The 26,508-nt window shown below is 67.7% G+C and carries 24 protein-coding genes and 1 tRNA gene; 14 read left to right on the top strand and 11 right to left on the bottom strand.

The genetic code is table 11. From position 1 onward, the window contains the following. Positions 1-294: 294 nt before the first annotated feature. Both hemJ and hemE read right to left on the bottom strand, forming a co-directional pair. Complete coding sequence (gene hemJ / locus TSB10P1A_RS09915; protein ID WP_186387748.1) at positions 295-720, bottom strand: protoporphyrinogen oxidase HemJ; 426 nt, start codon at positions 718-720, stop codon at positions 295-297. A 3-nt stretch (positions 721-723) separates the two neighbouring features. Then, complete coding sequence (gene hemE, locus TSB10P1A_RS09920; RefSeq protein ID WP_186387749.1) at positions 724-1,761, bottom strand: uroporphyrinogen decarboxylase; 1,038 nt, start codon at positions 1,759-1,761, stop codon at positions 724-726. 455 nt (positions 1,762-2,216) lie between these two features. Here hemE and TSB10P1A_RS09925 point away from each other — a divergent pair, with 455 nt between their 5' ends. From TSB10P1A_RS09925 to dnaQ, 5 genes are all read left to right on the top strand, one after another. Beyond that, a complete protein-coding gene (locus tag TSB10P1A_RS09925) occupies positions 2,217-3,068 on the top strand; it encodes a pyruvate, water dikinase regulatory protein (RefSeq protein WP_186387750.1) in 852 nt (283 codons plus the stop codon). A gap of 40 nt (positions 3,069-3,108) precedes the next feature. After that, positions 3,109-3,705 (top strand): Maf family protein, encoded by a 597-nt coding sequence (locus TSB10P1A_RS09930; RefSeq protein ID WP_186387751.1) that lies wholly within the window; start codon positions 3,109-3,111, stop codon positions 3,703-3,705. Next, a complete protein-coding gene (locus TSB10P1A_RS09935; RefSeq protein WP_186387752.1) occupies positions 3,702-4,541 on the top strand; it encodes a shikimate dehydrogenase in 840 nt (279 codons plus the stop codon). The genes TSB10P1A_RS09930 and TSB10P1A_RS09935 overlap by 4 nt, the downstream gene beginning before the upstream one ends. Further along, positions 4,538-5,125 carry a dephospho-CoA kinase gene (gene coaE, locus TSB10P1A_RS09940; RefSeq protein WP_186387753.1) on the top strand — a complete coding sequence of 196 codons (588 nt, stop codon included), beginning with the start codon at positions 4,538-4,540 and terminating at the stop codon, positions 5,123-5,125. Before TSB10P1A_RS09935 ends, coaE begins: the two co-directional genes overlap by 4 nt. 187 nt (positions 5,126-5,312) lie before the next feature. Continuing rightward, positions 5,313-6,023, top strand: a complete 711-nt coding sequence (dnaQ, locus tag TSB10P1A_RS09945; protein WP_186387754.1) for a DNA polymerase III subunit epsilon — start codon at positions 5,313-5,315, stop codon at positions 6,021-6,023. A gap of 37 nt (positions 6,024-6,060) precedes the next feature. On the opposite strand, the gene TSB10P1A_RS09950 is transcribed toward dnaQ, so the two are convergent. Then, a complete protein-coding gene (locus TSB10P1A_RS09950; RefSeq protein ID WP_186387755.1) occupies positions 6,061-7,047 on the bottom strand; it encodes a D-glycerate dehydrogenase in 987 nt (328 codons plus the stop codon). 402 nt (positions 7,048-7,449) lie between these two features. Between TSB10P1A_RS09950 and TSB10P1A_RS09955 the strand changes: the two genes are divergently transcribed. Then, positions 7,450-7,977: an SH3 domain-containing protein gene (locus TSB10P1A_RS09955; RefSeq protein WP_371515083.1), complete on the top strand. Its 528-nt coding sequence runs from the start codon at positions 7,450-7,452 to the stop codon at positions 7,975-7,977. Positions 7,978-8,078: 101 nt separating this feature from the next. Here the strand turns inward: TSB10P1A_RS09955 and fabI are convergent, their stop codons facing one another. The 3 genes from fabI to fabA form a co-directional block, all read right to left on the bottom strand. Beyond that, the gene (fabI, locus tag TSB10P1A_RS09960) at positions 8,079-8,918 is read right to left on the bottom strand and encodes an enoyl-ACP reductase FabI (protein WP_186387757.1); all 840 of its coding nucleotides are present in this window, start codon (positions 8,916-8,918) and stop codon (positions 8,079-8,081) included. An 88-nt stretch (positions 8,919-9,006) separates the two neighbouring features. Continuing rightward, positions 9,007-10,224, bottom strand: a complete 1,218-nt coding sequence (gene fabB / locus TSB10P1A_RS09965; protein ID WP_186387758.1) for a beta-ketoacyl-ACP synthase I — start codon at positions 10,222-10,224, stop codon at positions 9,007-9,009. A gap of 190 nt (positions 10,225-10,414) precedes the next feature. After that, positions 10,415-10,918, bottom strand: coding sequence for a 3-hydroxyacyl-[acyl-carrier-protein] dehydratase FabA (gene fabA, locus TSB10P1A_RS09970; protein WP_186387759.1), 504 nt, complete (start codon positions 10,916-10,918; stop codon positions 10,415-10,417). 396 nt (positions 10,919-11,314) lie between these two features. Here fabA and irrA point away from each other — a divergent pair, with 396 nt between their 5' ends. Next, the gene (irrA, locus tag TSB10P1A_RS09975) at positions 11,315-11,725 is read left to right on the top strand and encodes an iron response transcriptional regulator IrrA (RefSeq protein ID WP_371515084.1); all 411 of its coding nucleotides are present in this window, start codon (positions 11,315-11,317) and stop codon (positions 11,723-11,725) included. Positions 11,726-11,836: 111 nt separating this feature from the next. On the opposite strand, the gene nth is transcribed toward irrA, so the two are convergent. Continuing rightward, positions 11,837-12,604 (bottom strand): endonuclease III, encoded by a 768-nt coding sequence (nth, locus tag TSB10P1A_RS09980; RefSeq protein ID WP_186387761.1) that lies wholly within the window; start codon positions 12,602-12,604, stop codon positions 11,837-11,839. A gap of 22 nt (positions 12,605-12,626) precedes the next feature. Between nth and TSB10P1A_RS09985 the strand changes: the two genes are divergently transcribed. After that, on the top strand, positions 12,627-13,169 hold the full coding sequence (locus TSB10P1A_RS09985; protein WP_186387762.1) for a DUF2244 domain-containing protein: 543 nt from the start codon (positions 12,627-12,629) through the stop codon (positions 13,167-13,169). A gap of 41 nt (positions 13,170-13,210) precedes the next feature. Here TSB10P1A_RS09985 and TSB10P1A_RS09990 read toward each other — a convergent pair whose 3' ends face one another. Next, positions 13,211-15,022: a hypothetical protein gene (locus tag TSB10P1A_RS09990; protein WP_186387763.1), complete on the bottom strand. Its 1,812-nt coding sequence runs from the start codon at positions 15,020-15,022 to the stop codon at positions 13,211-13,213. Positions 15,023-15,270: 248 nt separating this feature from the next. Here TSB10P1A_RS09990 and TSB10P1A_RS09995 point away from each other — a divergent pair, with 248 nt between their 5' ends. Beyond that, complete coding sequence (locus TSB10P1A_RS09995) at positions 15,271-16,167, top strand: methylated-DNA--[protein]-cysteine S-methyltransferase (RefSeq protein ID WP_186387915.1); 897 nt, start codon at positions 15,271-15,273, stop codon at positions 16,165-16,167. Positions 16,168-16,174: 7 nt separating this feature from the next. Here TSB10P1A_RS09995 and mutS read toward each other — a convergent pair whose 3' ends face one another. Beyond that, positions 16,175-18,937, bottom strand: a complete 2,763-nt coding sequence (gene mutS / locus TSB10P1A_RS10000) for a DNA mismatch repair protein MutS (protein ID WP_371515085.1) — start codon at positions 18,935-18,937, stop codon at positions 16,175-16,177. 184 nt (positions 18,938-19,121) lie between these two features. On the opposite strand from mutS, the gene TSB10P1A_RS10005 reads away from it, so the two are divergent. The 4 genes from TSB10P1A_RS10005 to TSB10P1A_RS10020 all read left to right on the top strand — a co-directional run bounded on the left by TSB10P1A_RS10005 (position 19,122) and on the right by TSB10P1A_RS10020 (position 23,598). Continuing rightward, complete coding sequence (locus TSB10P1A_RS10005; protein ID WP_186387765.1) at positions 19,122-21,404, top strand: NADP-dependent malic enzyme; 2,283 nt, start codon at positions 19,122-19,124, stop codon at positions 21,402-21,404. 14 nt (positions 21,405-21,418) lie between these two features. Next, positions 21,419-22,111: a phosphoribosylanthranilate isomerase gene (locus tag TSB10P1A_RS10010; RefSeq protein WP_186387766.1), complete on the top strand. Its 693-nt coding sequence runs from the start codon at positions 21,419-21,421 to the stop codon at positions 22,109-22,111. Continuing rightward, on the top strand, positions 22,108-23,322 hold the full coding sequence (gene trpB, locus TSB10P1A_RS10015; protein ID WP_186387767.1) for a tryptophan synthase subunit beta: 1,215 nt from the start codon (positions 22,108-22,110) through the stop codon (positions 23,320-23,322). The genes TSB10P1A_RS10010 and trpB overlap by 4 nt, the downstream gene beginning before the upstream one ends. A 199-nt stretch (positions 23,323-23,521) precedes the next feature. Beyond that, positions 23,522-23,598: transfer RNA gene (locus tag TSB10P1A_RS10020), tRNA-Arg, on the top strand. On the opposite strand, the gene TSB10P1A_RS23725 is transcribed toward TSB10P1A_RS10020, so the two are convergent. Both TSB10P1A_RS23725 and TSB10P1A_RS10030 read right to left on the bottom strand, forming a co-directional pair. Then, positions 23,569-23,955: a hypothetical protein gene (locus TSB10P1A_RS23725; protein ID WP_244293063.1), complete on the bottom strand. Its 387-nt coding sequence runs from the start codon at positions 23,953-23,955 to the stop codon at positions 23,569-23,571. The two genes, TSB10P1A_RS10020 and TSB10P1A_RS23725, sit on opposite strands and share 30 nt — an antisense overlap. Positions 23,956-24,124: 169 nt before the next feature. After that, positions 24,125-25,138 (bottom strand): NAD(P)-dependent oxidoreductase, encoded by a 1,014-nt coding sequence (locus TSB10P1A_RS10030; RefSeq protein WP_186387768.1) that lies wholly within the window; start codon positions 25,136-25,138, stop codon positions 24,125-24,127. Between the two features lie 116 nt (positions 25,139-25,254). Here TSB10P1A_RS10030 and TSB10P1A_RS10035 point away from each other — a divergent pair, with 116 nt between their 5' ends. Next, positions 25,255-25,863 (top strand): TetR/AcrR family transcriptional regulator, encoded by a 609-nt coding sequence (locus tag TSB10P1A_RS10035; protein ID WP_186387769.1) that lies wholly within the window; start codon positions 25,255-25,257, stop codon positions 25,861-25,863. The last annotated feature ends 645 nt before the right edge of the window (positions 25,864-26,508 follow it).

Below are 26,508 nucleotides of genomic sequence, written 5' to 3' on the forward strand. Positions count from 1 at the left end.
CGTATGATCCCGCGTCGCCGTCTTGGCAACCTGGATCAGGAAGGAAGGGAGTGGCTGCGGATCGACAATCGGACCTTCCGATCCGACCTGGTGCTTTTGCGGTTCCCGGATGCGCGGCCAAACTCGTCGCCCCGGAACGTCGCTAACACCATGCCCGCAGGATGTGAGGTTGCCGGAATCTACATTTTTAAATTCACCAGAGCAAGCGCCATTCGGCGAGTGCTCGCAATATTGTCATGCGCCCGGAAAGGTTAGCCACGCCATTCGGACGCAGGGTTAGCCGAGATCAACCAGTCAGAATGGCTTGATCACCACCAGAATCACGATCAGCACCATAAGTAGGGTCGGCACCTCGTTGACGATACGGTAGTGACGCGAGCTCCTGACGTTGGTGTCCGCGGCAAATTGGCGCACACAGCGCGCCAGATAACCGTGCAGAGCGCTCATCGCCAGAACCAGCGTCAGCTTGGCGTGGAACCAGCCGGACGAGAAGAACCCGCCCTCATAGGCGACCCAGAGCCCGAAGATCCATGACGAGATCATCGCCGGGGTCATGATCGCCTTGAGCAGCCGCCGCTCCATAACCTTGAAGGTCTCGCTCTGCGGCGTGCCCGGTCCCACCTCAACGTGATAGACGAACAGCCGCGGCAGGTAGAACAGCGCGGCCATCCAGGCGATCACCGAGATGATGTGCAGGACCTTCAGCCAGAGATAGAGCATGGGTCACCGGGTCTCCAGAGAGCCTTCGCGGGGATCGGGCGCCTGTCGCACGCGGGCGATCATCCGCGCCACATTCTCCGGATCGGCGTCCGGCGTCACACCATGGCCGAGGTTGAAGACCAGCGGACCCTGTCCAAGTGTCGCAAGCACCTGGTCGACGCCCTCCTCCAGCGCCCGGCCGCCGGCGACCAGCCGCATCGGATCGAGATTGCCCTGCACCGGAACCAGCCTTTGCACCTCGCGGGCGAGCGCCCCCGGCACGGTCCAGTCGAGCCCGACCGCATCGACGCCCGTTCCGGCAATATAGTCCGCGAGCCGGGCGGCGGAGGCTTTCGGAAAGCCGATGATCCGCGCTCCCGGCACGGCCGCCCGCACGCCCTCGACGATGGCGCGGGTCGGCGCGATCGACCAGCGCCGGAAGCCCTCGTCGTCGAGCACGCCGGCCCAGGTGTCGAAGATCTGCACCGCGTCGGCCCCGGCCTCAAGCTGGCGCACCAGATAGCCGATGGACGCGGTGACCAACTGGTCGATGAAGGCCTGCATCAGCTCCGGATCGCGATAGGCGCCGATCCTGGCCGCCGTCTGCTCCTGGGTGGTGTGACCGGCCACGGAGTAGCAGGCGACCGTCCAGGGCGCCCCGCAGAAGCCCAGCAGCGTCACCTCCTCGGGCAGTTCGCGCCGCAGCCGGCCGACGATCTCGATCACCGGGTCGAGATGCCGGGTGGCCCGTGACTGGTCGAGGGAGCCGACCAGCGCGTCGCGCAGCGGCTCCAGCACAGGACCGCGCCCTTCCTCGAAGCGCACGGGATATCCGAGCGCGTCGGGAACGACGAAAATATCGGAGAAGAGAATCGCCGCGTCGAAGCCGTAGCGCCGGATCGGCTGCAATGTCACTTCCGTGGCAAGCTCCACGTCGTAGCAAAATTCAAGAAAGTTAACCCTTTTTGAACGGGTCTCGCGATATTCGGGGAGATAGCGGCCTGCCTGCCTCATCATCCAGATCGGTGGTGGCCACAGCCTTTCGCCAGCCAGAACTTGCATGATCCGTCGCGACGCGGTCTGAGACACGAGACCCCCTTTAAAAAAGAAAAGAATCCTTGAAAGAGGATTCTGTTGTTTTTGTTTGTCACTGGACAGCCGGGATTATCGGTTGTCGACACGGCTCCACATGACCTGTTCGCCCCCATCCTGTCGAGGGGTTTCGGGCATAAGTGTCTTCCCCGCCTTCGGTGATAACCCGGATCCGTCAATTAAAACAGGTATATGGACGTTTGTTAACCATCTGTTAACCTTTAAGGCGGGGTTGAACAGGCTGGGGACCATTCAGGAACAAACCGGTTTTCCCCGTTATCGGCGATCCTTCCGCTGCCGGTTCCCCCGCACCTGTGCAGTGTTGATTGTTTTCGCGCTTCGGGCATGGTTTCGAGGGCGAGGCGCCAAAATGGCCGACTTGACCACACTCACCAGCAGATGCGCCGCCGGCAGGGGATAACAGCTTGGGTAAGACTCGCAACTTCTTCCATTTGCATATGGTTTCGGACTCGACCGGCGAGACGCTGATGACCGTTGCCCGCGCTGCCGGCGCCCAGTACGAGGATGTCCAGGCGATCGAGCACGTCTATCCGCTGGTGCGCTCGACGCGGCAGCTCGACCATGTGCTGGACGAGATCGAGCATGCGCCGGGCATCATCCTCTATACGCTGGTCGATCCGGAGCTTGCCGAACGGCTGGAGCAGGCGGCGCGCGCCCATGGCGTTCCCTGCGTCAACATCCTCTCGCCCGTCTTTGCGGTGTTCCAGTCCTATCTCAATGTCCGCCTGACCGGCCGGATCGGTGGCCAGCACGCGCTCGACGCCGACTATTTCCACCGGATCGAGGCGCTCAATTTCACCATGCTGCATGACGACGGCCAGATCCCGGAAAACCTCGACGAGGCGGATGTGGTGCTGCTCGGCGTCAGCCGCACCTCGAAGACGCCGACCTGCATCTATTTGGCCAATCGCGGCATCAAGGCGGCGAACATCCCGATCGTGCCGGACATTCCCCTGCCCCGTCAGCTCACCGAACTGCGCCGGGCCATGGTCGTTGCCGTGATCGCCTCGGTCGAGCGCATCCAGCAGGTGCGGCAGAACCGCATCCTCGCCTTGAGCGCCGGTTCCTTCGGCAACGAGACCTATGTCGACCGCCGGGTGATCGCCCGCGAGATCGCGGTGACGCGCAAGCTGTGCGCCGAGCATGGCTGGCCGCTGATCGATGTCACCCGCCGCTCCATCGAGGAGACGGCGGCGGAGATCCTGACACTCTACCGCGCGCACAAGAGTGCTCTGGCAAACGAGGGCGCGGCCTGATATCGCCTGAAGCGGCCTTCAACAGCTTGCGGATGGGTTCATGACCGACATCATTCTCGCCAGCGGCAGCCGGATCCGCGCCGAGCTGCTTGCCAATGCCGGCCTGTCGTTCCGGGTCGACCCGGCGCAGGTGGACGAGCGCGCCGTCGAGGCGCCGCTGCTGGAAAGCGGCTTTCCGCCGGCCGACATCGCCCGCATCCTTGCGGAAGCCAAGGCGCAGGAAACCAGCACCCGCAATCCCGGCGCGCTGGTCATCGGCGCCGATCAGGTGCTGGAATTCGACGGTGAGCGGTTGACCAAGCCGGAAGACATGGAGGCGGCCCGCCGCCAGCTCCTCGCCATGTCGGGAAAGAGCCACGAATTGCATTCGGCGGCGGCGATTGCCCGCGATGGCGAGACCCTGTGGTGCGGCGCGGCCACCGTGCACATGAAGATGCGCCGCTTCGGCCCCGAATTTGTCGGCCGCTACCTTGCCGCCACCGGCGACGTGGTTCTGTCCAGCGTCGGCGCCTATCAGCTCGAAGGGCGCGGCGTTCAGCTTTTCGAGGCGATCGAGGGCGACTATTTTACGGTCCTCGGCCTGCCGCTGTTGCCGCTTCTCCAGCAATTGCGCGAGATGGGAGCGATCGAGGCATGACGCGGCGCGCGGCGATCACCGGCTATCCGGTCACCCATTCGCGGTCTCCGCTCATCCACACCCATTGGCTGGCGAGCCATGGCATCGACGGCGTCTACGAGCGCATCGCCGTGCCGCCGGAGGAGGCGGATCGCTTCTACCGGACGCTCGGTGACCAGGGGCTGGTCGGCTGCAACGTCACCGTGCCGAACAAGGAAGCGGCCGCCGCCGCCTGCGCAACGCTGGACGAGTCGGCACGGGCCATGGGCGCGGCGAACCTCCTGTGGGTGGCGGAGGACGGCCGGGTACACGGCGCCAACACCGACGGGCTCGGCTTTCTCGGCAATCTCGACCAGATGGCGCCGGGTTGGGACAGCGGCCTGCGCGAGGCGGTGGTCCTGGGTGCCGGCGGCGCGGCCCGCGCCGTCGTCTGGGCGCTATTGTCGCGGGGTGTGAAAACCGTGACCATCGTCAACCGGACCCGGTCGAAGGCGGAGGAACTCTGCGCCCATTTCGGACCCGACTCGAAAGCTGCCGACTGGGGAGAAATTCCGGATCTGCTGGGGACAGCGGGCCTTCTCGTCAACACCACCTCCCTCGGCATGCAGGGCCAGCCGCCGCTGCAGATCGATCTTGCGCCGCTGCCTGTCACCGCGCTGGTGACCGACGCGGTCTATGCACCGCTGGAAACGCCGCTGCTGGCCGCCGCAAGGGCACGCGGCAATGTCACGGTCGACGGGCTCGGCATGCTGCTGCATCAGGCGGTGCCTGCCTTCGAGCGCTGGTTCGGCGTGCGCCCGCAGGTCACCGACGAATTGCGGGCCCTGCTGCTGGCCGATCTCGGAGTGGCGGCGTGATCGTTCTCGGCCTCACCGGCTCCATCGGCATGGGCAAGAGCACCACGGCGCGCATGTTCGCCGAAGCCGGAGCGGCGGTCTATGATGCGGATGCCGCCGTGCACCGGCTCTATTCGGGCAAGGCCGCGCCGCTGATCGAGGCGGCGTTTCCCGGCACTGTCACGGGTGGTGCCGTCGACCGCGCCCGGCTCGGCGAGCGGGTGATCGGCAAGCCGGATGAGATGCGGCGGCTGGAGGCTATCGTGCATCCCTTGGTGCGCGAGGCGGAAACCGCCTTTCTTGACGACGCCAGGCGCCAGGGCTGCCGCGTCGCCGTGCTCGACATTCCGCTGCTGTTCGAAACCGGCGGGGAGCGCCGGGTCCGCGCCGCTGTCGTCGTCACTGCACCGGCTGAGGTTCAGCGCCAGCGGGTGCTCGCCCGGCCCGGCATGAGCGAGGCGCGGCTCGAGGGCATTCTGGCGAAGCAGATGCCGGATGCGGACAAGCGCCGCCGCGCCCATTTTCTGGTCGACACCGGCAGGGGACTGGAGGCGGCGCGCCGCACCGTCGGCGCGGTGCTGCGGGCGGCGGCGTTTCTCGGCTGAGGAAAACCGCGGGCACAAGTTGGGACCGACCAGGTGGGCTGCCTGGGGATCGCACGGGGATGGTCTGGGGAAAACCGGCCGCGAAGGCGGTGTTGCCGCCGCCCCTGCTGTCGTTGCGGGTGACGATCTGAGACACTGACGACCGGCCGCCGAAAGGCTGCCGGGCACCAAAGACGGGGACCTGCCCTTGCGCGAAATCGCCTTCGACACGGAAACGACCGGTCTTGATCCCAGGAACGGCGACCGGCTGGTGGAAATCGGCGGCGTCGAGCTGATCAACCATGTGCCGACCGGCCGCACCTATCACGTCTATCTCAATCCGGAGCGCGACGTGCCGCTGGAGGCGTTCAACGTGCACGGCCTGTCGACCGAGTTCCTCGCCGACAAGCCGAAATTCGCCGAAGTGGCGCAGGAGTTCCTGGAGTTCGTCGGCGATGCGGTTCTGGTGATCCACAACGCCTCCTTCGACATGGGCTTTATCAACATGGAGCTGTCGCGGGTCGGGATGGGTCCGATCCCCCCGGCCCAGGTGCTCGACACGCTGGCGATCGCCCGGCGCAAGCACCCCGGCTCGCCCGCCTCGCTGGATGCGCTCTGCTCGCGCTACGGCATCGACAATTCGCGCCGCACCAAGCACGGCGCCCTCCTCGATTCCGAGATCCTGGCCGAGGTCTATATCGAGCTGATCGGCGGCAAGCAGGCGGGTCTGGCCTTCGCCGTGGAGGAAGACGCCGGCCCGGCCGTCGGCACGGTTCCGCGCGAGCGCTCGCGCGCGCAGCCGCGACCGGTGCCGCTCCCCCCGCGCCTGACAGCGGCCGAACGGGAAGCCCATGCCGCCTTCATTTCCGGCATCGGCGACAAGGCTTTGTGGAAACGCTACGAGCCGGGCGAGGCCTGAGCCCCGGGAGAGCTGAGCCTGAGGCGGGCTGTCCCGGTCACAGCATCGACGGCAGGACGCGATCCGGCGGCCGGTGACCGTCCATGAAGGTCTTGATGTTGATGATGACCTTCTCGCCCATGTCGATACGGCCCTCGACGGTGGCCGATCCCATATGCGGCAGCAGCACCACCTTGGTGGAGGCGATGAGCTTCGGGTTGACCGCCGGCTCGTGCTCGAACACGTCGAGGCCGGCACCGGCGAGCTGGCCGGCGTCGAGCTGGCGGATCAGCGCCGCCTCGTCGATCACCTCGCCGCGCGCGGTGTTGACGATATAGGCCTCCGGCTTCATCAGCTTCAGCCTGCGGGCCGACAACAGGTGATAGGTCGCCGGCGTGTGCGGGCAGTGGATGGACACGACATCCATGCGGGCCAGCATCTGGTCGAGGCTGTCCCAGTAGGTCGCCTCCAGCGCCTCCTCCACCGCTTCCGACACCCTTCGGCGATTGTGATAGTGAATCGACATGCCGAAGGCCTTGGCGCGGCGGGCCACCGCCTGGCCGATGCGGCCCATGCCGATGATGCCGAGCCGCTTGCCCCAGATGCGGCGGCCAAGCATCCAGGTCGGCGACCAGCCGGCCCATTCGCCATGCTCCAGCACCTTGATGCCTTCGGCGATGCGCCGCGGCACGCCGAGGATCAGCGCCATCGTCATGTCGGCTGTGTCCTCGGTCAGCACGCCCGGCGTGTTGGTGACGGTGATGCCGCGATTGTTGGCGGTGATCACGTCGATATTGTCGACGCCATTGCCGAAATTGGCGATCAAGCGGAGATTGGGGCCGGCCTGCGACAGTACGGCGGAATCGATCCGGTCGGTGACGGTGGGCACCACCACGTCGGCGGTCTTGACCGCCTCGACCAGCTCGGCCTGGCTCAGCGGCCTGTCGGCCTCGTTGAGGCGCGTCTCGAACAGTTCGCGCATCCGCGTCTCGACGACGTCCGGCAGTTTGCGTGTCACGACGACCAGCGGCTTCTTCCTGGGCATGCTCCTCGCCTTTTCGCGCTCTGTTGAGGGCTCCTTAACCCTACCTGTCAGAAATTGCGTCGTCGCGGCAGCGGTCGATCCGACGCGTCAGTTCTCATTACCAGATGGTCCGGTCAAAACAAGGGATCGGAATGCCGTTCGGCGCCGGAGGACGGGCTCAGGGCGGGCCTGCCTTGAAAATGTGCGATTCTCGGTCTTTCGCTGGACCCGCCTGCCAGGCTGGCGGAGGGGCTGGCGAAGGCGGGCATAACGGGGCGTGGCGGAAAGGACGGGGCTTCGATGCGTGGACTGGCAAGGCGGTGCGGAGATCCCGGCGGACGGCCGGCGGCTGGCGGCGCCCACCGCGACCACCGCAGTGACCCGAGCTGCGACACGCGCGCGCACCCGCCGCGTGTGCGGCGCCTGGTCCGCCTCCTTGGCGTGCTCGCGGCCGGGCTGCTTGTGCTGCTGCAGGGCCTGGCGGGGCCGGGCACGGCCCTTGCCCAGAACACCGCGCGCGGCCCCAGCGGCTTTCCGGTCCCGCGCTTCGTCAGCCTGAAGTCGGAACGCGTCAATGTTCGCGTCGGCCCGACGCTGGAGCATCGCATCGGCTGGACCTATGTCCGCGCCGGCCTGCCGGTGGAGATCGTCCAGGAATTCGAGAACTGGCGCCGCATCCGCGACTGGCAGGGCGAGGAAGGCTGGGTGTTCCATTCGCTGCTGAGCGGGCGCAGGACCGCGCTGGTGACGCCGTGGGAACAGTCAGGCACCACGCCTCTGCGCGCCGAGCCGCGCTCCGATGCCCGCCTCGCCGCCGAGCTCGGACCGAATGTGCTGGTCAATGTCGGGAGTTGCCGGCAGGGGTGGTGCCGCGTCAGCGGCGACCGCTTCTCCGGCTGGATTGACCAGACCCGGCTGTTCGGCGTCTATCCGGACGAAACGATCGAATAGCGGTCGGGGCCGCGATCCTCTGAAGAAAGCACAAGAAACGGCGGCCGCGCTGTCGCGTGACCGCCGTGATTGCGCATCGTGCAGGGGGTATGACCTGCCGGTCAGACGTCCTCGTGCGCGTGCCGCGCGGCCTGGGCCTCCGCTTCCTGCGTCTTCAGCGCGTCGAGGCGCGGCATCGACACGGTGTTGTAGCCGCTGTCGACGAAATGCACCTCGCCGGTGACGCCGGACGACAGGTCCGACAGCAGGTAGAGCGCCGAGCCGCCGACCTCGTCGATGGTCACCGTGCGGCCGAGCGGCGAATGCTGCTTCTGATAGTTGAACATCACCCGCGCGTCGGAGACGCCGGACCCGGCCAGCGTGCGCACCGGCCCGGCGGAGATCGCGTTGACCCGCACGTTCTGCAGGCCGTAATCCATGGCGAGGTAACGCACGGAGGATTCCAGCGCCGCCTTGGCGACGCCCATGACGTTGTAGTTCGGCATCACCTTGGTCGAGCCGCCATAGGTCAGCGTCACGATCGAGCCGCCGTTCGGCATCAGGCCAGCCGCCCGCTTGGCGATCTCGGTGAAGGAGAAGCAGGAGATCAGCATCGTGCGGGTGAAGTTCTCCCGCGTCGTGTCGGCATAGCGGCCGCGCAACTCCGACTTGTCGGAAAAGGCGATGGCATGGACGAGAAAGTCGATGCTGCCCCACTCGGCCTTCAGCGTCTCGAAGACCTTGTCGACCGTCGCGATGTCCTCGACGTCGCAGGGGATCAGCAGGTCTGCGCCCAGGCTCTCGGCCAGCGGCTTGACACGGCGGCCGAACGCCTCGCCCTGGTAGGTGAAGGCAAGCTCCGCCCCCTGCGCCGCGAGCGCCTTGGCGATCCCCCAGGCGATGGAGTGATCGTTCGCGACGCCCATGACGAGACCGCGCTTGCCTTGCATAAGCCCGCTCATTCACAACTCCTGTGCGAGATACGGAGGGGGCGCTTCGCCCCGCTCCGTCCGGTTCTGCCGCAAGCGGCCGGATTTGGTTTGCGTGAAATCAGTTGCCGTAACGGCGGAAGACCAGCGTGGCGTTGGTGCCGCCGAAGCCGAAGCCGTTGGACATGATGACATTGAGGCCGGCATTGTCGACGCGCTCGCGCATGATCGGCACGTCGGCGAAGATCGGATCGAGCTCCTCGATATGGGCCGAGGGCGCGATGAAGTCGTTCTGCATCATGATCAGCGAATAGATCGCCTCATGCACGCCGGCTGCGCCCAGCGAGTGGCCGGAGATCGACTTGGTCGCCGAGATCCGCGGCAGGTTCTTGCCGAACACGCTGCGCATCGCCTCCACCTCGCGCTCGTCGCCGACCGGCGTCGAGGTCGCGTGCGGGTTGATGTAGTCGATCGGCTCGCGGACATTGGCCATGGCGAGCTTCATGCAACGGGCCGCGCCCTCGCCCGAGGGGGCGACCATGTCGTAGCCGTCCGAGGTCGCGCCATAGCCGACGATCTCGGCATAGATCTTCGCGCCGCGCGCCTTGGCGTGCTCCAGCTCCTCGAGCACCAGCACGCCGCCGCCGCCGGCGATGACGAAGCCGTCGCGATTCTTGTCGAAGGGGCGCGAGGCATTGTAGGCGGTGTCGTTGTACTTGCTGGACATGGCGCCCATGGCATCGAACAGGTTCGACATGGTCCAGTCGAGATCCTCGCCGCCGCCGGCGAAGACGATGTCCTGCTTGCCCCACTGGATCAGCTCGGCGGCGTTGCCGATGCAGATATTGGTGGTCGCGCAGGCGGCGGAGATCGAATAGTTGACGCCGTGGATCTTGAACGGGGTCGCCAGTGTCGCCGAGGTGGTGGAGCTCATCGCCTTCGGCACCGCGGTCGGTCCGATGCGGCGCGGACCCTTGTCGCGGGTGATGTCGGCCGCCTCGACGATGGTGCGGGTCGACGGGCCGCCGGAGCCCATGATGATGCCGGTGCGCTCGTTGCTGATGTCGCTCTCCTCGAGACCGGCATCGGCGATCGCCTGCTGCATCGACATGTAGGTCCAGGCCGCGCCCGGTCCCATGAAGCGGGTCGTGCGGCGGTCGAGCACCTCGAAGGGATCGACGGTCGGGGCGCCGTGGACCTGGCAGCGGAAGCCGAGCCGCGCATAGTCCTCGGCCGGAACGATGCCGGACTTGCCCTCGCGCAGGCTCGCCGTCACTTCCTGGGTGGTGCCGCCCAGCGACGACACGATGCCCATTCCGGTTATCACCACCCGCCTCATCGCGGTCTCCCATGCTGTCTTCGGAGCCGGCTGCGGCCGGCTCGGTATGTGCGTATTGTCCGCGGGCGGCACCCGCCGTCCGGCGGTCCCGCGCCGCCTGCACGGTGGGACCTGCTCCCACCAAATAGGCGCAACCGCGGCGGCGATCAATCGCCCGCGTTCGCCGGATGCGGGGTCGGCGCGACCGGCTTCACTCGGCCTTGAACAGGCCGACCTTGAGGTCCTTCGCCTGGTAGATCGTCTCGCCATCGGCCTTGAGCCAGCCGTCGGCGATGCCGAGCACCAGGCGGCCGCGCCGCACGCGCTTCAGATCGACGCCGTACTCGACAAGCTTCGTCTCGGGGGTGACCATCTTGGAGAACTTGATCTCGCCGGTGGAGATCGCCCGACCGCGGCCCGGCTCGCCGAGCCAGCCGAGGAAGAAGCCGGTCATCTGCCACAGCGCATCGAGGCCGAGGCAGCCCGGCATGACGGGATCGCCCTGGAAATGGCAGGGGAAGAACCAGAGGTCGTCGCGGATGTCGAGCTCCGCCCGTACCTGGCCCTGGCCGTGCTCGCCGCCGTCCTCGGAGATCGAGGTGATGCGGTCGAACATCAGCATCGGCGGAAGCGGCAGTTGCGCGTTTCCGGGGCCAAACAGCTCGCCGCGTCCGCAGGCCAGCAATTCATCGTAGGAGTAGCTCGATTGCCGCACGTTCTTCCCATTCCCGCAGTTGTCGGTGTGTCCCGTATGCGCGAAGCAGCCGACTTGGCCGTCCTGCCGGACCGGGATCTGGTTCTGCCGCGCTTACTAACATAGCATCTTGGCCCGCGGAAACCCGTGAAGTGGCTCTCTGAATGAGCTTTTTCGCAAGCTTTCAGGTCGGTGGCCGACATTTTGCGCCTTCCGCGGCTTCGGCAGACGTTTTTTTGACCCTTTTTCCGGCAAGGCTGAGGGGTAGGGGAAGGCCCGACCTTGCCAATCGGACGCGATCCATGGCAGAAAACAGCCAAGGACCTTGCGTCCCGGCGGGTCGAACCCCCACATCAGAGTCCGCGGCGGTGCCGCGGAGGCACGGAAACGGAAAGCGAGCGCACGCACGTGGGTGAATTGCACCGGCATATCGAAGTTCAGGAAATGCTGCGCTCTGCCGGCCTGAGGCCGACGCGTCAGCGTGTCGCGCTGGCCGAGCTGCTCTATTCCAGGGGTAACCGGCACGTTTCGGCGGAACTCCTGCACGAAGAGGCGGAAGCCGCCAATGTTCCGGTGTCGCTGGCCACGGTCTACAACACGCTGCACCAGTTCACCGAGGCCGGCCTCCTGCGCGAGGTCGCGGTCGAGGGCACCAAGACCTATTTCGACACCAACACCGACGACCACCATCACTTCTTCATCGAAGGCGACAACAAGGTGATCGACATTCCCGGCTCCGGCGTCGCCATGGCGCGGCTTCCCCAGGCGCCGGAAGGCATGGAGATCGTCCGCGTCGACGTGGTGATCCGCCTGCGCCGCAAGGACTGAGCGCGGGGCGGCGCCCTTGGCCTGCCGCCTCCCGTTCCGGACTTTCAGATCCGGACACCTTCAGATCACGACATCCAGACAGTGACGGGCGCGGTCATCGCGCCCGCTTGGCTATGCCGCCTGTCGCCGGGTGTTGTCCGGGCTCTTGCACAGGTCGGCGATCAGGCATTTCTCGCAGGCCGGCTTGCGCGCCTTGCAGATGTAGCGGCCATGCAGGATCAGCCAGTGATGGGCGTGCAGCAGGAACTCGGGCGGCACCGCCTTTTCCAGCGCCCTCTCCACCTCCAGCGGCGTCTTGCCCGGCGCGACGCCGATGCGGTTGCCGAGGCGGAAGAGATGCGTGTCGACGGCGATGGTCGGCTGGCCGAAGGCGATGTTCAGCACCACATTGGCGGTCTTGCGGCCGACGCCGGGCAGCGTCTCCAGCGCCTCGCGGTCCTGCGGCACCTCGCCGCCGAAGCGGTCGATCAGCAGTTGCGACAGGGCGATGACGTTCTTCGCCTTGTTGCGGTAGAGGCCGATCGTCTTGATCGCCTCGCGCAGCCGCTCCTCGCCGAGGTCGACCATCTTCTGCGGCGTGTCGACGATCTCGAACAGCGGCCGCGTCGCCTTGTTGACGCCGACATCGGTCGCCTGCGCCGACAATGCCACCGCGACCAGCAGGGTGTAGGGATTGACATAGTGGAGTTCGCCCGTCGGCTCCGGGTTGGCGGCGTGGAAGCGGGCGAAGATCGCGTAAAGCTCGTCCTTGCTGTAGCGCGGGCGCACCGGCGCGCGCGGCTTTGCCGGCTTCGGCTTGGCGGCAGCCTTGCCGCCTTTGGCAACGGGCTTTGCGGCAGGTTTGCGCGTCTTGCGGGGATCAGGCTGGTTCGCGGTCATTCCTCCTCTATAATCACCGCTCATGACGAGCGGCAATCCGAAAACCGAGTCCCCCGATCTCCCGGATCCGGACGCGCCCTTCTTCGCGGCCCTGCTGACCCCCTACCGGTCGCTGGGGCCGGCGGGATTCCGCGTTCTCATGCTGGTGGTCTGTGCCATCTGCCTGGTGGCGGGCCTGGTTTTCCTGTCGCTCGGCGCCTGGCCGGTCTTCGGCTTTCTCGGCCTTGATATCCTGCTGATTTTCCTCGCCTTCCGCTGGAACTACCGGGCGGCTCGGGCCTTCGAGGAGGTGCAGGTCTCGCGCACCGAGATCCGCGTGCGCAAGGTGCTCGCCTCCGGGCGCGAGCAGCTCTATTCCTGCAATCCGTTCTGGGCGCGGCTGCATGTGCGCGAGGAGGAGGACGAGGGCGTCCTGCGCATCACCCTGACGGCTCGCGACATGTCGGTCGACATCGGCGGCTTCCTCAATCCGGACGACCGCACCAGCTTCGCCGACGCGCTGCGGCGCGCCCTCGCGCTGGCAAAGGCCGGCGGTCCGCATCCGGATCTGCCGGAACCCGCCTGACCCCTCTTCGCATGGCGCGAAGGCGCCGCAGTTCTGCCGGATCAGAAGATCCGGCAGAACTGCGGCGCCGCGCCCGGCCGCTGCCAGGTGACGGTGTTGCCGGTGCCGCTCAGCGCGTAACCGCGCCCGACATAGTTCAGTTCGCCGCCGCCGCCCGAGCGGTCGGCCAGCGTCACCGGCGACAGGCCGCGTTCGCGCACCGTTGCGGTGCCGCGCGCGTTGTCGATGGTCACGTCGAGATAGGTGCCGCTGTCGCAATCATAGGACAGCGACAGCAGGTCGCCGGAGGGTGGCAGCGGCGCGGGAGGCAGGGGCTGCGGCAGGATCTGCGGCGGCGGTGCCGGCGGGAAGACCGGGTCGGGGGCCGCCAGTCCGCCGCCCCGGCCGATCGTCACCGTGCGGGTGCCGCCGCCGGCCACGTAGATGCCGAGGCAGCGTCCGTCCTGGGTGGCGACGAGCCAGGGATGGCCGGCGAGCGTGTCCTGGATCATCCGCCCGCCCGGCGGCACGCCGGCCTGGGTCTGGCGCAGGCCGGCGAAGTCGAGCCAGTGCACCACCACCGGCCGGTTGCGCTCGTTGACGAAGATCATGCGGGCCGGCTGGCTGCTCGGCAGCGAGGTGATCTCGCCCTCCTCGCGGCAGCTCAGGCCGCCGCTTGCGGCCGGCGGGCCGGGCAGGGGCTCGGCGGGCGGCAGCGTTGCCACGGGCGCCGGGGTGGCGCAGGCCTGCTGGAAGGCGCGCACCGGCTGGGCGCTTCCCGACAGCGATATGCGGTAGCGCCAGTTGCCGGAAACCCCGACGCTCAGCGTGTCGCCGCGGATCATGCCGGTCCAGATCGGATCGTCGGCGGCGAGCGTCAGCACCGGCTCGGACTGGCCGGACTCGGTATTGGTGCTGGAGCCGCGCGCGGTGTAGCTGCGGCGGACGTCGCGCGCCGCCAGATCGACCACCACCGGCTGGTTTTCGGCCAGCCGGTCGCCGGTCGCGGCGAGCTGCAACTCGATCCGGTCGGAGCCGCGCCGACAGCTCGCTCTGAGAGCCCGGTCGTCGGTCTCGCGCAGGCCGTAGACCAGATGCAGCCGGTCGCCGCCGCGCTCCTCCACATACCACCTGCGGCCCTCGAACAGCGGCAGGTCGTGCAAGGGGCGGGCTTCCGCCCGTGCCATCGCCTGGGGCGGAGCCTCGGATCGCGTCTGCGGCTGCGTTTCGGGCCTCGTCTCTGGCCTCGTCTCTGGCCGTGCCGCCGCTTCCGCACCGCCGGTCTCCCGGCGGGTCTCGTCGCGGCTGCCGCGCAACCCGCCGTCCTGCTGCCCGCCGTCCTGCTGCCCGTTGACCGTGGGACGGCGGATGCCACCGGCGCGCGGCGGGGCGCCCGGGCCCTCGCCGGACGGCACCGCCTGCCGCACCCCGCGGCTCGCGTCGGCCTGCCGCGCGGCGGGCCCGCTGGTTGCCATCGTCACCTTCCAGTCACCGCAGATGTCGACCGTGTCGCGCAGGATCCGCCCGTCGGCCAGCACCAGCCGCAGCGACCGCCGGCAGTCGATCTGCCCGTCATTCTTCGGATTGCCCTCGACCTCGACGAAGACCCGGGCCTGCGCCCGGCGGCGCACCTGCATCGGCTTGCCGTCCATCTCGACCTCGCGGATCGCGGTGTCGTCGTCGGTCTGGATCATCACCAGCCGGCGCTGCAGGCGCGGGCCGGATTGGCCGCCGGCCTCTTGCCCGCTGCCTTGCGCCCCGGCGGGCGGGGGCGGCAGCAGGGCGGCGAACAGCATCGCCAGCCCGGCGGCAACGGCCACCCGGGGCAGATGGCGGGTCGCGGGTCGGTAGGCATCTGGGCGGAACTGGTGCATCGGCATGTCCCTGTGGGTCTCGTCGCGGGCGGCGCAACGGCGTCGCTGGCGGCGGCACACTGGCCCGCGTTTTTGGCCGAAGCAAGACGGCGCACCCGCCCCGCAAATCACCCGAATCTGAAGCTCCTCGCAAATCGGGTGGCGGCGGCCTCCCCGCGTGGCTAGGCTCGCCGCTTGATGACGATGGTTTCATGAGCCAACGACCAGCGAGCGTGGCAGGAGATCCGGCGATGACGGTGATGCGCAACATGGAAGAGGTCCTGCCGGCCGTGCCGGGGGCGAACCTTCCCGAGGCGGCGAAGGATTACGACACCGTCCGCCGCACCCTCCAGGTGATCACGCAGACCTGGCGCGACCAGCCGGGACTGGAGATGCTGGCCGCCGAGGCCGGCCTCGACCCGATCCAGTTGCAGCGGGTGTTCTCGCGCTGGGCCGGCATCACGCCCAAGCAGTTCGTCCAGGCGATCACCCTCGACCATGCCCGCGCCCTGCTGCGCCAGTCGGCCACCGTGCTCGACGCCAGCTACGAGGTCGGCCTGTCCGGCCCGGCGCGCCTGCATGATCTCTTCGTCACCCACGAGGCGATGACCCCCGGCGTCTACCGGGCGCGCGGCGAGGGCGTCGAGATCCGCTACGGCTTCCACCCCTCGCCCTTCGGCCTCGCGCTGGTGATGGCGACGGAGCACGGCCTTGCCGGCCTTGCCTTCGCCGATCCGGGCGAGGAGCGCGCCGCGCTGGAGGACATGACCGGCCGCTGGCCGCGCGCCGCCTATGTCGAAGATGTCGCCTTCACCGCGCCGCTGGCGCAGCGCATCTTCGCGCCCTCGCAATGGTCGGCCGAGCAGCCCTTGCGGGTGGTGCTGATCGGCACCGATTTCGAGATCCGCGTCTGGGAGACCCTGCTGCGCATTCCGCTCGGCCGCGCCACCACCTATCGCGACATCGCCGAGCGGCTCGGCAAGCCGACCGCCTCGCGCGCCGTCGGCCGGGCGGTCGGGCGCAATCCGATCTCCTTCGTCGTGCCCTGTCACCGGGTGCTCGGCAGTACCGGCAAGCTCTGCGGTTATCACTGGGGTCTGACGCGCAAGCGCGCCATCCTCGGCTGGGAGGCCGGGCTCGCCGGCCCCGTGCTGGAGAGCCTGTAAACGCCGCTCAGCCCTTGCGGCGCGCCTGTTTCAGCTTGTAGAGCGCTTCCAGCGCCGCGCGCGGCGTCAGGTCGTCCGGGTCGATGGCGTCGAGCGCCTCGAGCACGGGATCGGGCGCGGCCTTGGCGGCGGGCGCGCTCGCCCTCGGCGCTGCGGCGGCGAACAGCGGCAGGTCGTCGATCAGTTGTTCGCCCGGCGCGCGCCGGTCCTGCTCTTCCAGTTGCGCCAGCACCGCCCTCGCCCGCTCGATCACCACCGGTGGCAGGCCGGCGAGCTTCGCCACCTGGATGCCGTAGGACCGGTCGGCGGCGCCGGCGACGATCTCGTGCAGGAACACCACGTCGCCCTGCCATTCGCGCACCCGCACCGTGGCATTGGCGAGCCGTGGCAGCCGGCCGGCGAGCGCGGTCAGCTCGTGGTAATGGGTGGCGAACAGCGCCCGCGAACGGTTGACCTCGTGCAGGTGCTCGATCGCCGCCCAGGCGATGGACAGCCCGTCGAAGGTCGAGGTGCCGCGGCCGATCTCGTCGAGGATCACCAGCGCCCGCGCGCGCGCCTGGTTGAGGATCGCCGCCGTCTCGACCATCTCCACCATGAAGGTCGAGCGTCCGCGCGCCAGGTCGTCCGCCGCGCCGACGCGCGAGAACAGCCGGTCGACCACGCCGATATGGGCCGAGGCCGCCGGCACGAAGGCGCCCATCTGCGCCAGAATGGCGATCAGCGCGTTCTGCCGCAGGAAGGTCGACTTGCCGGCCATGTTGGGGCCGGTGATCAGCCAGATGCGGCCGCCCGTCTCGCCCTCGCTCGGCCCCAGATCCGCGTCATTGGCGACGAAGCTGCCACCGCTCTCGCGCTTCAATGCCTGCTCGACGACCGGATGCCGGCCGCCGCGAATGTCGAAGGCGAGGCTGTCGTCGACCACCGGCCGGCACTGGCTCTCCGCCTCGGCGAGATGCGCAAGCGCCGCCGCCACGTCCAGCACGGCCAGCCCGTCGGCGGCGCCCTTGATGGCGCTGCCCGCCTCGGTCACCGCCTCGCACAGCCGGCGGAACACCTCGCTTTCCAGCGCCAGCGCCCGTCCGGCCGCATTGGCGATGCGGCTTTCCAGATCGGCGAGCTCGGTGGTGGTGAAGCGCATCGCCCCGGCCATCGTCTGCCGGTGGATGAAGCGCGCTGGATCGGCCGTCAGCTTCTCCGCATGGGTCGCCGGCACTTCGATGAACCAGCCGAGCACGTTGTTGTGCTTGATCTTCAGCGCCCGGATCGCCAGCTCGTCGGTCAGAGCGCCCTGCAACTGCGCGATCACCTTGCGGCTGTCGTCGCGCAGCCGGCGGATCTCGTCGAGATCGGCGATATAGCCTTCGGCAACGAAGCCGCCGTCGCGCGCCAGCAGCGGCGGCTCGTCGACCAGCGCCCGCTCCAGCTCGCCGGCAAGCTCCGCCGGTGCCGCCGCAATCCGCGCCAGCGCCGCGCCGATCTCCTCACCCTCGCCGCCGGCGTCCGGAAACAGGCCGGCGATGTCGCGCGCCGCGCCGAGACCGCTGGCGAGGGCGAGAAGATCGCGCGGGCCGCCGCGCTGCATGGCGATGCGCGACAGCGCCCGCGCCATGTCGGGCACGGCCTTGAGCCTCTCGCGCAGCCTCTCGCGCAGATAGGTGTCGCCGACCAGCCGCGCCACCGCGTCCTGCCGCTTGCGGATCTCCTCCACCTCGGTCAGTGGCCCGGAGAGCCGGGCGGCCAGCAGCCGCGATCCGGGGCCCGACACGGTGCGGTCGATCGCCGACAGCAGCGAGCCGGCGCGCTCGCCTGAAAGCGTGCGCATCAGTTCCAGGTTCGCCCGCGTCGCCGGGTCGATCAGCATCCGCCGCGAAGTCGCCTCGTGCGAGGGCGGGTCGAGCGGCGGGCGCTCGCCATATTGCGTGCGCTCCACATAGGCGATGGCGGCCGCCGCCGCCGTCAGCTCCAGCCGCGAGAAGCTGCCGAAGGCCTCCGGCGTCGCAACGCCGTAATAGCGCGCCAGCCGGTCGCCGGCGGTGGCCCCATCGAACAGGCTGCGCGGCACCGGCGACAGCGCCGCCCCCGTCTCGGCAAGCTGCCGGCGCAGCTCCGGCTCGTCGAGCAGCGCGTCGGCAACGACGATCTCGCGCGGATCGATGCGGGCAAGGTCGCCGGCCAATTGCCGCGCGTCGCTGGTGGCGACGCGAAAGGCGCCGGTGGAAATGTCGGCCCAGGCCAGGCCATAGCTCGCCTCGTCCTCCAGCGATCCGCTGCGTGCCCGCGTCAGCGTCAGCAGGAAGTTGTTGCGCGCCGCCTCCAGCAGCCGGTCCTCGGTCAGCGTACCGGGCGTCACCAGCCGCACCACTTCCCGCCGCACCACCGACTTGGAGCCGCGCTTCTTCGCCTCCGCCGGATCCTCGGTCTGCTCGCAGACCGCGACGCGGAAGCCCAGCGAGATCAGCTTCTGCAGGTAGTCGTCGGCCGCGTGCACCGGCACGCCGCACATCGGGATGTCCTCGCCCAGATGCTTGCCGCGCTTGGTCAGCGTGATGCCCAGCGCCCGCGAGGCCTCTTCCGCATCCTGGAAGAACAGCTCGTAGAAGTCGCCCATGCGGTAGAACAGCAGGCAGTCGGGATTGGCCGTCTTGATCTCGATATACTGCGCCATCATCGGCGTCATCGCGGACAGGTCGGGTGCCGGCGTGACCGCGCCGGCGCTGTCCGGCGCCAAGACGTCCTCGCGAAGCTGCGGTGTATCGTGGGGGATCTGCATGTCGTCGGCCATGCGCCAGACCCTAATGCGACCGCGCTCGCGACGGAAGAGGCCGCACGCCCCCCGGCGCCGATCCTCCCCGCTTTCGTCGGATTGTGCCGCTACCCCCGCTTGAGCCTTGAATTCTCCGGGGATAAGGTCTGCCTCCGCCGTCGCGACGGTGCAACGAACTGGAGGAAACCGCATGCCGACGACGGACAAATCGGGCAAGAGCAACGTCAGTTTTACCGATCAGGAAGCATTGCAGTTTCACCAGCAGGGCCGGCCCGGCAAGCTGGAGGTCAACCCGACCAAGCCGATGGCGACCCAGCGCGACCTGTCGCTGGCCTATTCGCCCGGCGTTGCCGTGCCGGTGCGCGCCATTGCCGAGGACCCGTCCCGCGCCTTCGACTACACCACGCGCGGCAATCTGGTGGCGGTGATCTCCAACGGAACCGCGATCCTCGGCCTCGGCAATCTCGGCGCCCTCGCCTCCAAGCCGGTGATGGAAGGCAAGGCGGTGCTGTTCAAGCGCTTCGCCGATGTCGATTCCATCGACCTGGAGATCGATACGGAAGAGGTCGACGCCTTCGTCAACGCCGTGCGCTATCTCGGCCCCTCCTTCGGCGGCATCAACCTGGAGGACATCAAGGCGCCGGATTGCTTCATCATCGAGCAGCGCCTGCGCGAGCTGATGGACATTCCGGTCTTCCACGACGACCAGCACGGCACCGCGATCATCGCCGCCGCCGGGCTGATCAACGCGCTGCATCTGACGGGTCGCGATCTCGCCTCCGCCCGCGTCGTCTGCAATGGCGCCGGCGCGGCCGGCATTGCCTGCATCGAGCTGATCAAGGCGCTCGGCGTTCCGCATGACAACGTCATCCTCTGCGACACCAAGGGCGTGATCTACAAGGGCCGCACGGAAGGCATGAACCAGTGGAAGTCCGCCCATGCGGTGGAGACGGAGGCGCGCAGCCTCTATGACGCGATGAAGGGCGCCGACGTCTTCCTCGGCGTGTCGGTCAAGGGCGCCTTGACCGAGGACATGCTGCGGGTGATGGCCCCGAACCCGATCATCTTCGCCATGGCCAATCCGGACCCGGAGGTGACCCCGGAGGAGGCCCATGCGGTGCGCGAGGATGCCATCGTCGCGACGGGCCGCTCCGACTATCCCAACCAGGTCAACAACGTCCTCGGCTTCCCCTATATTTTCCGCGGCGCGCTCGACGTGCAGGCGACGACGATCAACGACGAGATGAAGGTCGCCTGCGCCCGCGCGCTGGCCGATCTGGCGCGCGAGGAGGTGCCGGACGAGGTCGCCGCCGCCTATCGCGGCAACCGTCCCAAGTTCGGCCCCGAATACATCATCCCGGTGCCCTTCGACCCGCGGCTGATCTCCACCATTCCGCCGGCGGTCGCCCAGGCGGCGATGGACAGCGGCGTCGCCCGCCGGCCGATCGTCGACATGGAGGCCTATCGCCACCAGCTTTCGGCCCGGCGCGATCCGGTCGCCGGCACCCTGCAGCGGATCTTCTCCAAGGTGCGCCAGCAGCCCAAGCGCGTCGTCTTCGCGGAAGGCGAGGAGGAGCCGATGATCCGTGCGGCGGCGAGCTTCGTCGCACAAGGGCTCGGCGAGGCGATCCTGATCGGCCGCGAGGACGAGGTGCGCGAGGTCGCCGCCAGCGCCGGCGTCGACCTGGAGCGCGGCGGCATCCGCATCCTCAATGCCCGCCTGTCGACGCGCAATTCCGACTATGCCGAGTATCTCTACTCGCGCCTGCAGCGCCGCGGCTACCTGCTGCGCGATTGCCAGCGGCTGGTCAACAACGACCGCAACTACTGGGGCGCGATCATGGTGGCGCGCGGCGATGCCGATGCCATGGTCACCGGCCTTACCCGCAACTATTCCGTCGCCCTCGACACGGTGCGCAATGTCGTCGACACCAAGCCCGGCCACCGGGTGATCGGCGTGTCGCTGGCCCTGTGCCGGGGCCGCACCGTGCTGGTCGCCGACACGGCGGTGATCGACATGCCGACCTCCGAGGAACTGGCCGACATCGCCGAGGAGGCGGCCCATGTCGCCCGCCGGCTCGGCTACGAGCCGCGCATCGCCCTGCTCGCCTATTCCACGTTCGGCCATCCGCGCAGCGAGCGCTCGGAAAAGGTCATCGAGGCGGTGAAGATCCTCGACCGGCGCCGCGTCGATTTCGAGTATGATGGCGAGATGGGCGCCGATGTCGCGCTCAACATGGACAAGATGGCGGCCTATCCGTTCTGCCGCCTCAGCGGCCCGGCCAACGTGCTGGTCATGCCGGCGTTCCACTCGGCCTCGATCTCGACCAAGATGCTGCAGGAGCTCGGCGGTTCGACGGTGATCGGCCCGCTGCTGGTCGGCCTCGACAAGCCGGTGCAGATCCTGCCGATCGGCGCCAAGGACAGCGACATCGTCAACATGGCGGCGATTGCCGCCTACAACGTGACGTGAGGAATAGGGAGACGATGAGCGAACGCGGCCTCGTCAAGATCTGCGGTCTGTCGACCGAGGAGACGCTCGAGGCCGCGCTTGCGGCCGGGGCCGACATGATCGGCCTCGTCTTCTTCGACAAGAGCCCGCGCAACGTGCCGATGGAGGTCGCCGCGCGGCTGGCGGAGCGTGCGCGCGGTCGGGCCGGGATCGTCGTGCTGACGGTCGATGCGGACGATGCGCTGCTCGATGCTGTCGTTTCGGCCGTACGGCCGGACTGGCTGCAACTGCACGGGCACGAGAGCCCGGCGCGCTGCGCCGAGCTGAAGGCGCGGCACGGCATTCGGATCATGAAGGCGCTGGGCGTCTCGGCGGCTGAGGACATTGCCGCCGCCGCGCCCTATATCGCCCATGTCGACCGGCTGCTGTTCGATGCCAAGCCGCCGCAGGGGGCGGTGCTGCCGGGCGGCAATGGCGTCAGCTTCGACTGGCGCCTGCTCAAGGGTCTTGACCTCGGCGTTCCGCTCATGCTTTCCGGTGGGCTGGATGCCGTGACGGTCGGCGAGGCGGTGCGCATCGGCGGCATCCGCGACGTCGACGTCTCTTCCGGAGTGGAGCGCGGGCGCGGCGTCAAGGATACGGAACTCATCAGGGCGTTCGTCGCGGCTGCGCGCCGGGCGGTGCCGGGCGCGGCGGAGACCGCCGCCGAACAGGGACGGAGCGCATGACGATCCAGCAGAACACTTTTCGCTCCGGTCCGGACGAGCGCGGGCATTTCGGCATCTTTGGCGGCCGCTACGTCGCCGAGACCTTGATGCCGCTGATCCTCGATCTCGAGCAGGCCTACAAGGATGCCAAGGCCGATCCCGCCTTCCACGCCGAGATCGAGCATCTCAACACCTATTACACCGGCCGGCCCTCGCCGCTCTATTTCGCCGAGCGGCTGACGGCCGAGCTCGGCGGCGCCAAGGTCTATTTCAAGCGCGACGAGCTCAACCACACCGGCAGCCACAAGATCAACAACTGCCTCGGCCAGATCCTGCTGGCCCGGCGCATGGGCAAGACCCGCATCATCGCCGAGACCGGCGCCGGCCAGCACGGCGTTGCCACTGCCACCGTCTGCGCCCGCTTCGGCCTTCCCTGCGTCGTCTACATGGGCGCCACCGATGTCGAGCGGCAGAAGCCCAACGTCTTCCGCATGAAGCTGCTCGGCGCTGAAGTGGTGCCGGTCACCGCCGGTGCCGGCACGCTGAAGGACGCGATGAACGAGGCGCTGCGCGACTGGGTGACCAATGTCGCCGACACCTATTACCTGATCGGCACCGCCGCCGGGCCCCATCCCTATCCGGAGATGGTGCGCGACTTCCAGTCGGTGATCGGCACGGAGACGCGCGAGCAGATCCTGCAGGCGGAAGGCCGGCTGCCGGATGCCCTTGTCGCCGCCGTCGGCGGCGGCTCCAACGCCATCGGCCTGTTCCATCCCTTCCTCGACGAGTCCGCCGTCGCCATCTACGGCGTCGAGGCGGGCGGCAAGGGGCTGGACGGCGAGGAGCACTGCGCCTCGCTCAATGCCGGCAAGCCCGGCGTGCTGCATGGCAACCGCACCTATCTGCTGCAGGACGACGACGGCCAGATCCTCGAGGGCCACTCGATCTCCGCCGGCCTCGACTATCCCGGCATCGGGCCGGAGCATTCCTGGCTGCGCGACACCGGCCGCGTCACCTATGTGCCGGCGACCGACGACGAGGCGATGGCGGCCTTCCAGTTGCTGACCCGCGTCGAGGGCATCATCCCGGCGCTGGAGCCGGCCCATGCGCTGGCCCAGGTGATGAAGCTGGCGCCGACCATGGACAAGGACCAGATCATCGTCATGAACCTGTGCGGGCGCGGCGACAAGGACGTGTTCACGGTCGGCAAGCTGCTCGGCTTCGACCTGTAATCCCCTTGATCGTTCCTTGAAAAAAAAGGCCCCGGCGAGACCGTCGCCGGGGCCTTTTGCTCTGTCCCATGCGATCGCTGGCGATGTCATCGGCGGCCTCGCCGGGCGGGACAAAACGATTGCCTCCCGCCGGCGGATCGGCTATCGGTTCGCCAGATGCCGCGCCTTGCGCGCGCCGCTCTTGGCCTTGCGCCCGGAAGCACCCGTAGCTCAGCTGGATAGAGCGCTGCCCTCCGAAGGCAGAGGTCACAGGTTCGAATCCTGTCGGGTGCGCCATTTCAGTACAGAACTCTGAACGCCGAACGCCGCCGTTTGCCCGCTTGAAGCGGCGACGAGCGTTCGCAGCAGTTCCGACTTCGATCCCATGATGCGAACCTCTTTGTCGGCGACCTCGACGCGCTGCGCCAAGGCGCGCAGGTGATCGCGGCGATAGCCGTCATTTCCCAGCCGAAGTCGTTCGCGCGCGGAGCGGGCGAAGGCCGCTCGCCATGCTGGTGAGAAGACACAAGTGCGATGGGGCTTCCAGCGTGTTGCGCATTCGCATGTATGGCTGACAGAGGTGGCTAACCGGCCCGGCCCGAACTTCCGGCTCGTTACGATGTGAGGCCATGGCTGTCGCTGCTGATGCACCACGCCTTGAATTTTCTCAGGCGCCGCACGGGCTTGACCAGCACTCAATCAGTCAAGCTCATCGAGAATTGCTATAGGGCCCCTGCCCATCCGCGAAGGGATGTACCGGAAGATCGGAAACATCGGAATTGGAGAGGCAGCATCCGTTTCGGGACGAGGGTGCAAGCTGAGGTCAGCGAAGGTTGTTCGCCTGCATTGCGCGCATGCCGTCAGCCGTCGAGATGACCGGAGCATAGCCGAGTTGATTTCGCGCACGGCTCACGTCGATGGTGAAATCCTTGCCGATGAACCGCAGCATCTGCCGGGTGACCGGCGGCTCGCCCTTGCGGCGGAAGACCCGCCAGACCGCACCCATCACACCCGCCATCGTCCAGGCAATGCCAAACGGCACGGCGCGGTCCTTGGGCGTCACGCCGCGGCTGCCAAGCAGGCGCGTCAGGAACGACTTCAGCGTCGTGTCCTCGCCATCGCTCACAAAGAAGGCCTCTCCGCCTGACCCGCGATCGGCGGCGAGGATCAGCGCGTGGCACAGGTTGTCGACATGGCAGGTGGAAAGCGCCTGTTCGCCGCCGGCAACCCATTGAAACTGCCCTGCGCGAACGGTCTCGACCATGCGGTCAAGCGCCGGCATGTCCGGACCCCAGATGAAAGGCGGCCGGACGGCCACCGTGGAGAAGCCGGCACGGCAGCCATTCGCCGCCAGCAGCACTTCCTCCGCTTCGGCCTTGGATGCGGCGTAAGGGGCAAACGGCATCTTGTGCAGGGGCATGTCCTCGGTCACGCCACGCATCGGTTCGGGGCGGCCCATGACGACCGCGGCGGCGCTGACATAGACGATGCGGCGCACGCCGGCCCGCTCCGCCGCCTCGACGACATTGCGTGTGCCCTCCACGTTGATCCGGCGGAACAGGGACATCGGCCCCCAGAGCTTGAAATGCGCCGCGACGTGGAACACCACCTCGACCCCGTCCATCGCGCGGGCCAGGGCCGCGCAGTCCAGGAGGTCGCCCTCAACCGGTTCGGCGCCGAGCGCCTCAACCTCCGCCCGCGCCTCGGCGCTGCGGCCAGGCGCGCGGACGCGCCAGCCGTCGGACAGCAAGCGGCGGATGAGATGCCCGCCGACGAAACCGGAGCCTCCGGTGACGAGAGCGAGGCGGGGCGCATGCGGGGAAGGGAACTGGCTCATGACTGTCTCCTGAACGTCGGTTGTCCCAACGTGTCACATCCAAAGATGTTACACAATACAAAATATGAAATCTGTTACATGTTGTGCGCCTGCGATGTGTCGGCTAAAAGCTGCGCATGACGAACGACGCCCACGATCATCGCGATCGCATTCTGGACACCGCCGCCGAACAGGTCCGCCGGTTCGGCGAGGCCAAGACAAACGTCGTCGACATCGCCAAGGCCATGGGCCTGTCGCATTCGGCGCTCTATCGGCACTTCCGGTCGAAAGCGGAGATCTTCGACGCCCTTGCGGCGCGGACGATGGCCGAGGAGGCCGATCTGGCGGCCCGCTTTGCAATGGCCGATGGTCCGGCGGCAGAGCGGCTTCGCGGCCTTGTCCTGGCGCTCCACCGCAGCAAGCGGGCCAAGCTGGGTGACGATCCGGAGATCCACGGTCTCTACCGCCGGATCATCGCCGAGCGCCCGGACCTCGTCGGCGACTATGCGCGACGCATGACCGGGCTCGTGCGGCAGATATTGCAAGACGGGATAGCGCGGGGCGAGTTCCGTATCCCCGACCTCGACATGGCTGCCGGTGTGGTGCGCGACGCGGTTACGGTCTTCGTCCATCCTGCTCATGTGGAGCAGGCCGTCGCGGCTGGTCTGGATCTGGAGCCGCGACTTCAGGCGGTGATCGATACAGTGGTCACGGCTTTCGCGGCAACCAGCCAGCCGGATATGTAGGCAATGAAGATCGTTCAACTGCCCGCAATCCCTCAGTGGGAGCTGCCGATTTGGCAGGTGCTTGCAGGGGGCGGGGCATTCCTCCGTGGCCTCACTCATGGCGGCCATGCAGGCATCTGCGCGCGGGGCGGGAATTCGAGCGGCAGCTTTCGTGCCGTCTCGTCCTGAAGCGGGCACTCCGCAGCCGGCGCCATTCAATACCAAGGCTTTCGATGCGGACGCATCACGCCTTGAAATTGCTCATGCGCCGCACGGGCTTGACCAGCACTCAATCAGTCAAGCTCATCGAGTGCTGGTCTAAGACCTTCAAACTTTGCCCGTCTGCGTGGAGCCCCCTTCGCCGGCCGCTTTATGCAGCGGGACACTTCGCGGGTTTGCTGAAATCCTGGGTGCGAAGCTGGCGGAAGGTGGGCTATGGCGTAGACACAGTTCTCCTCAGCACCCCGGGCGACGCGCCGCAGCGAATGGAAGGACTGAGCGCCTTCTGGAGCATCAATACGCTATGGGAGATCGCGAAGCGGCCACAAACGCCCCACTCATAACTGATTTTGGCGTTTGTTCTTGAAGCTTCTTGGTAGATTCGGGAGGAATGGCCTGCTGCCGGTTTCGTGAACATCGAGATATAGTGTTTGACGGAACTGGAGA

Source organism: Stappia sp. TSB10P1A (assembly GCF_900185725.1).
Taxonomy (GTDB): domain Bacteria; phylum Pseudomonadota; class Alphaproteobacteria; order Rhizobiales; family Stappiaceae; genus Stappia.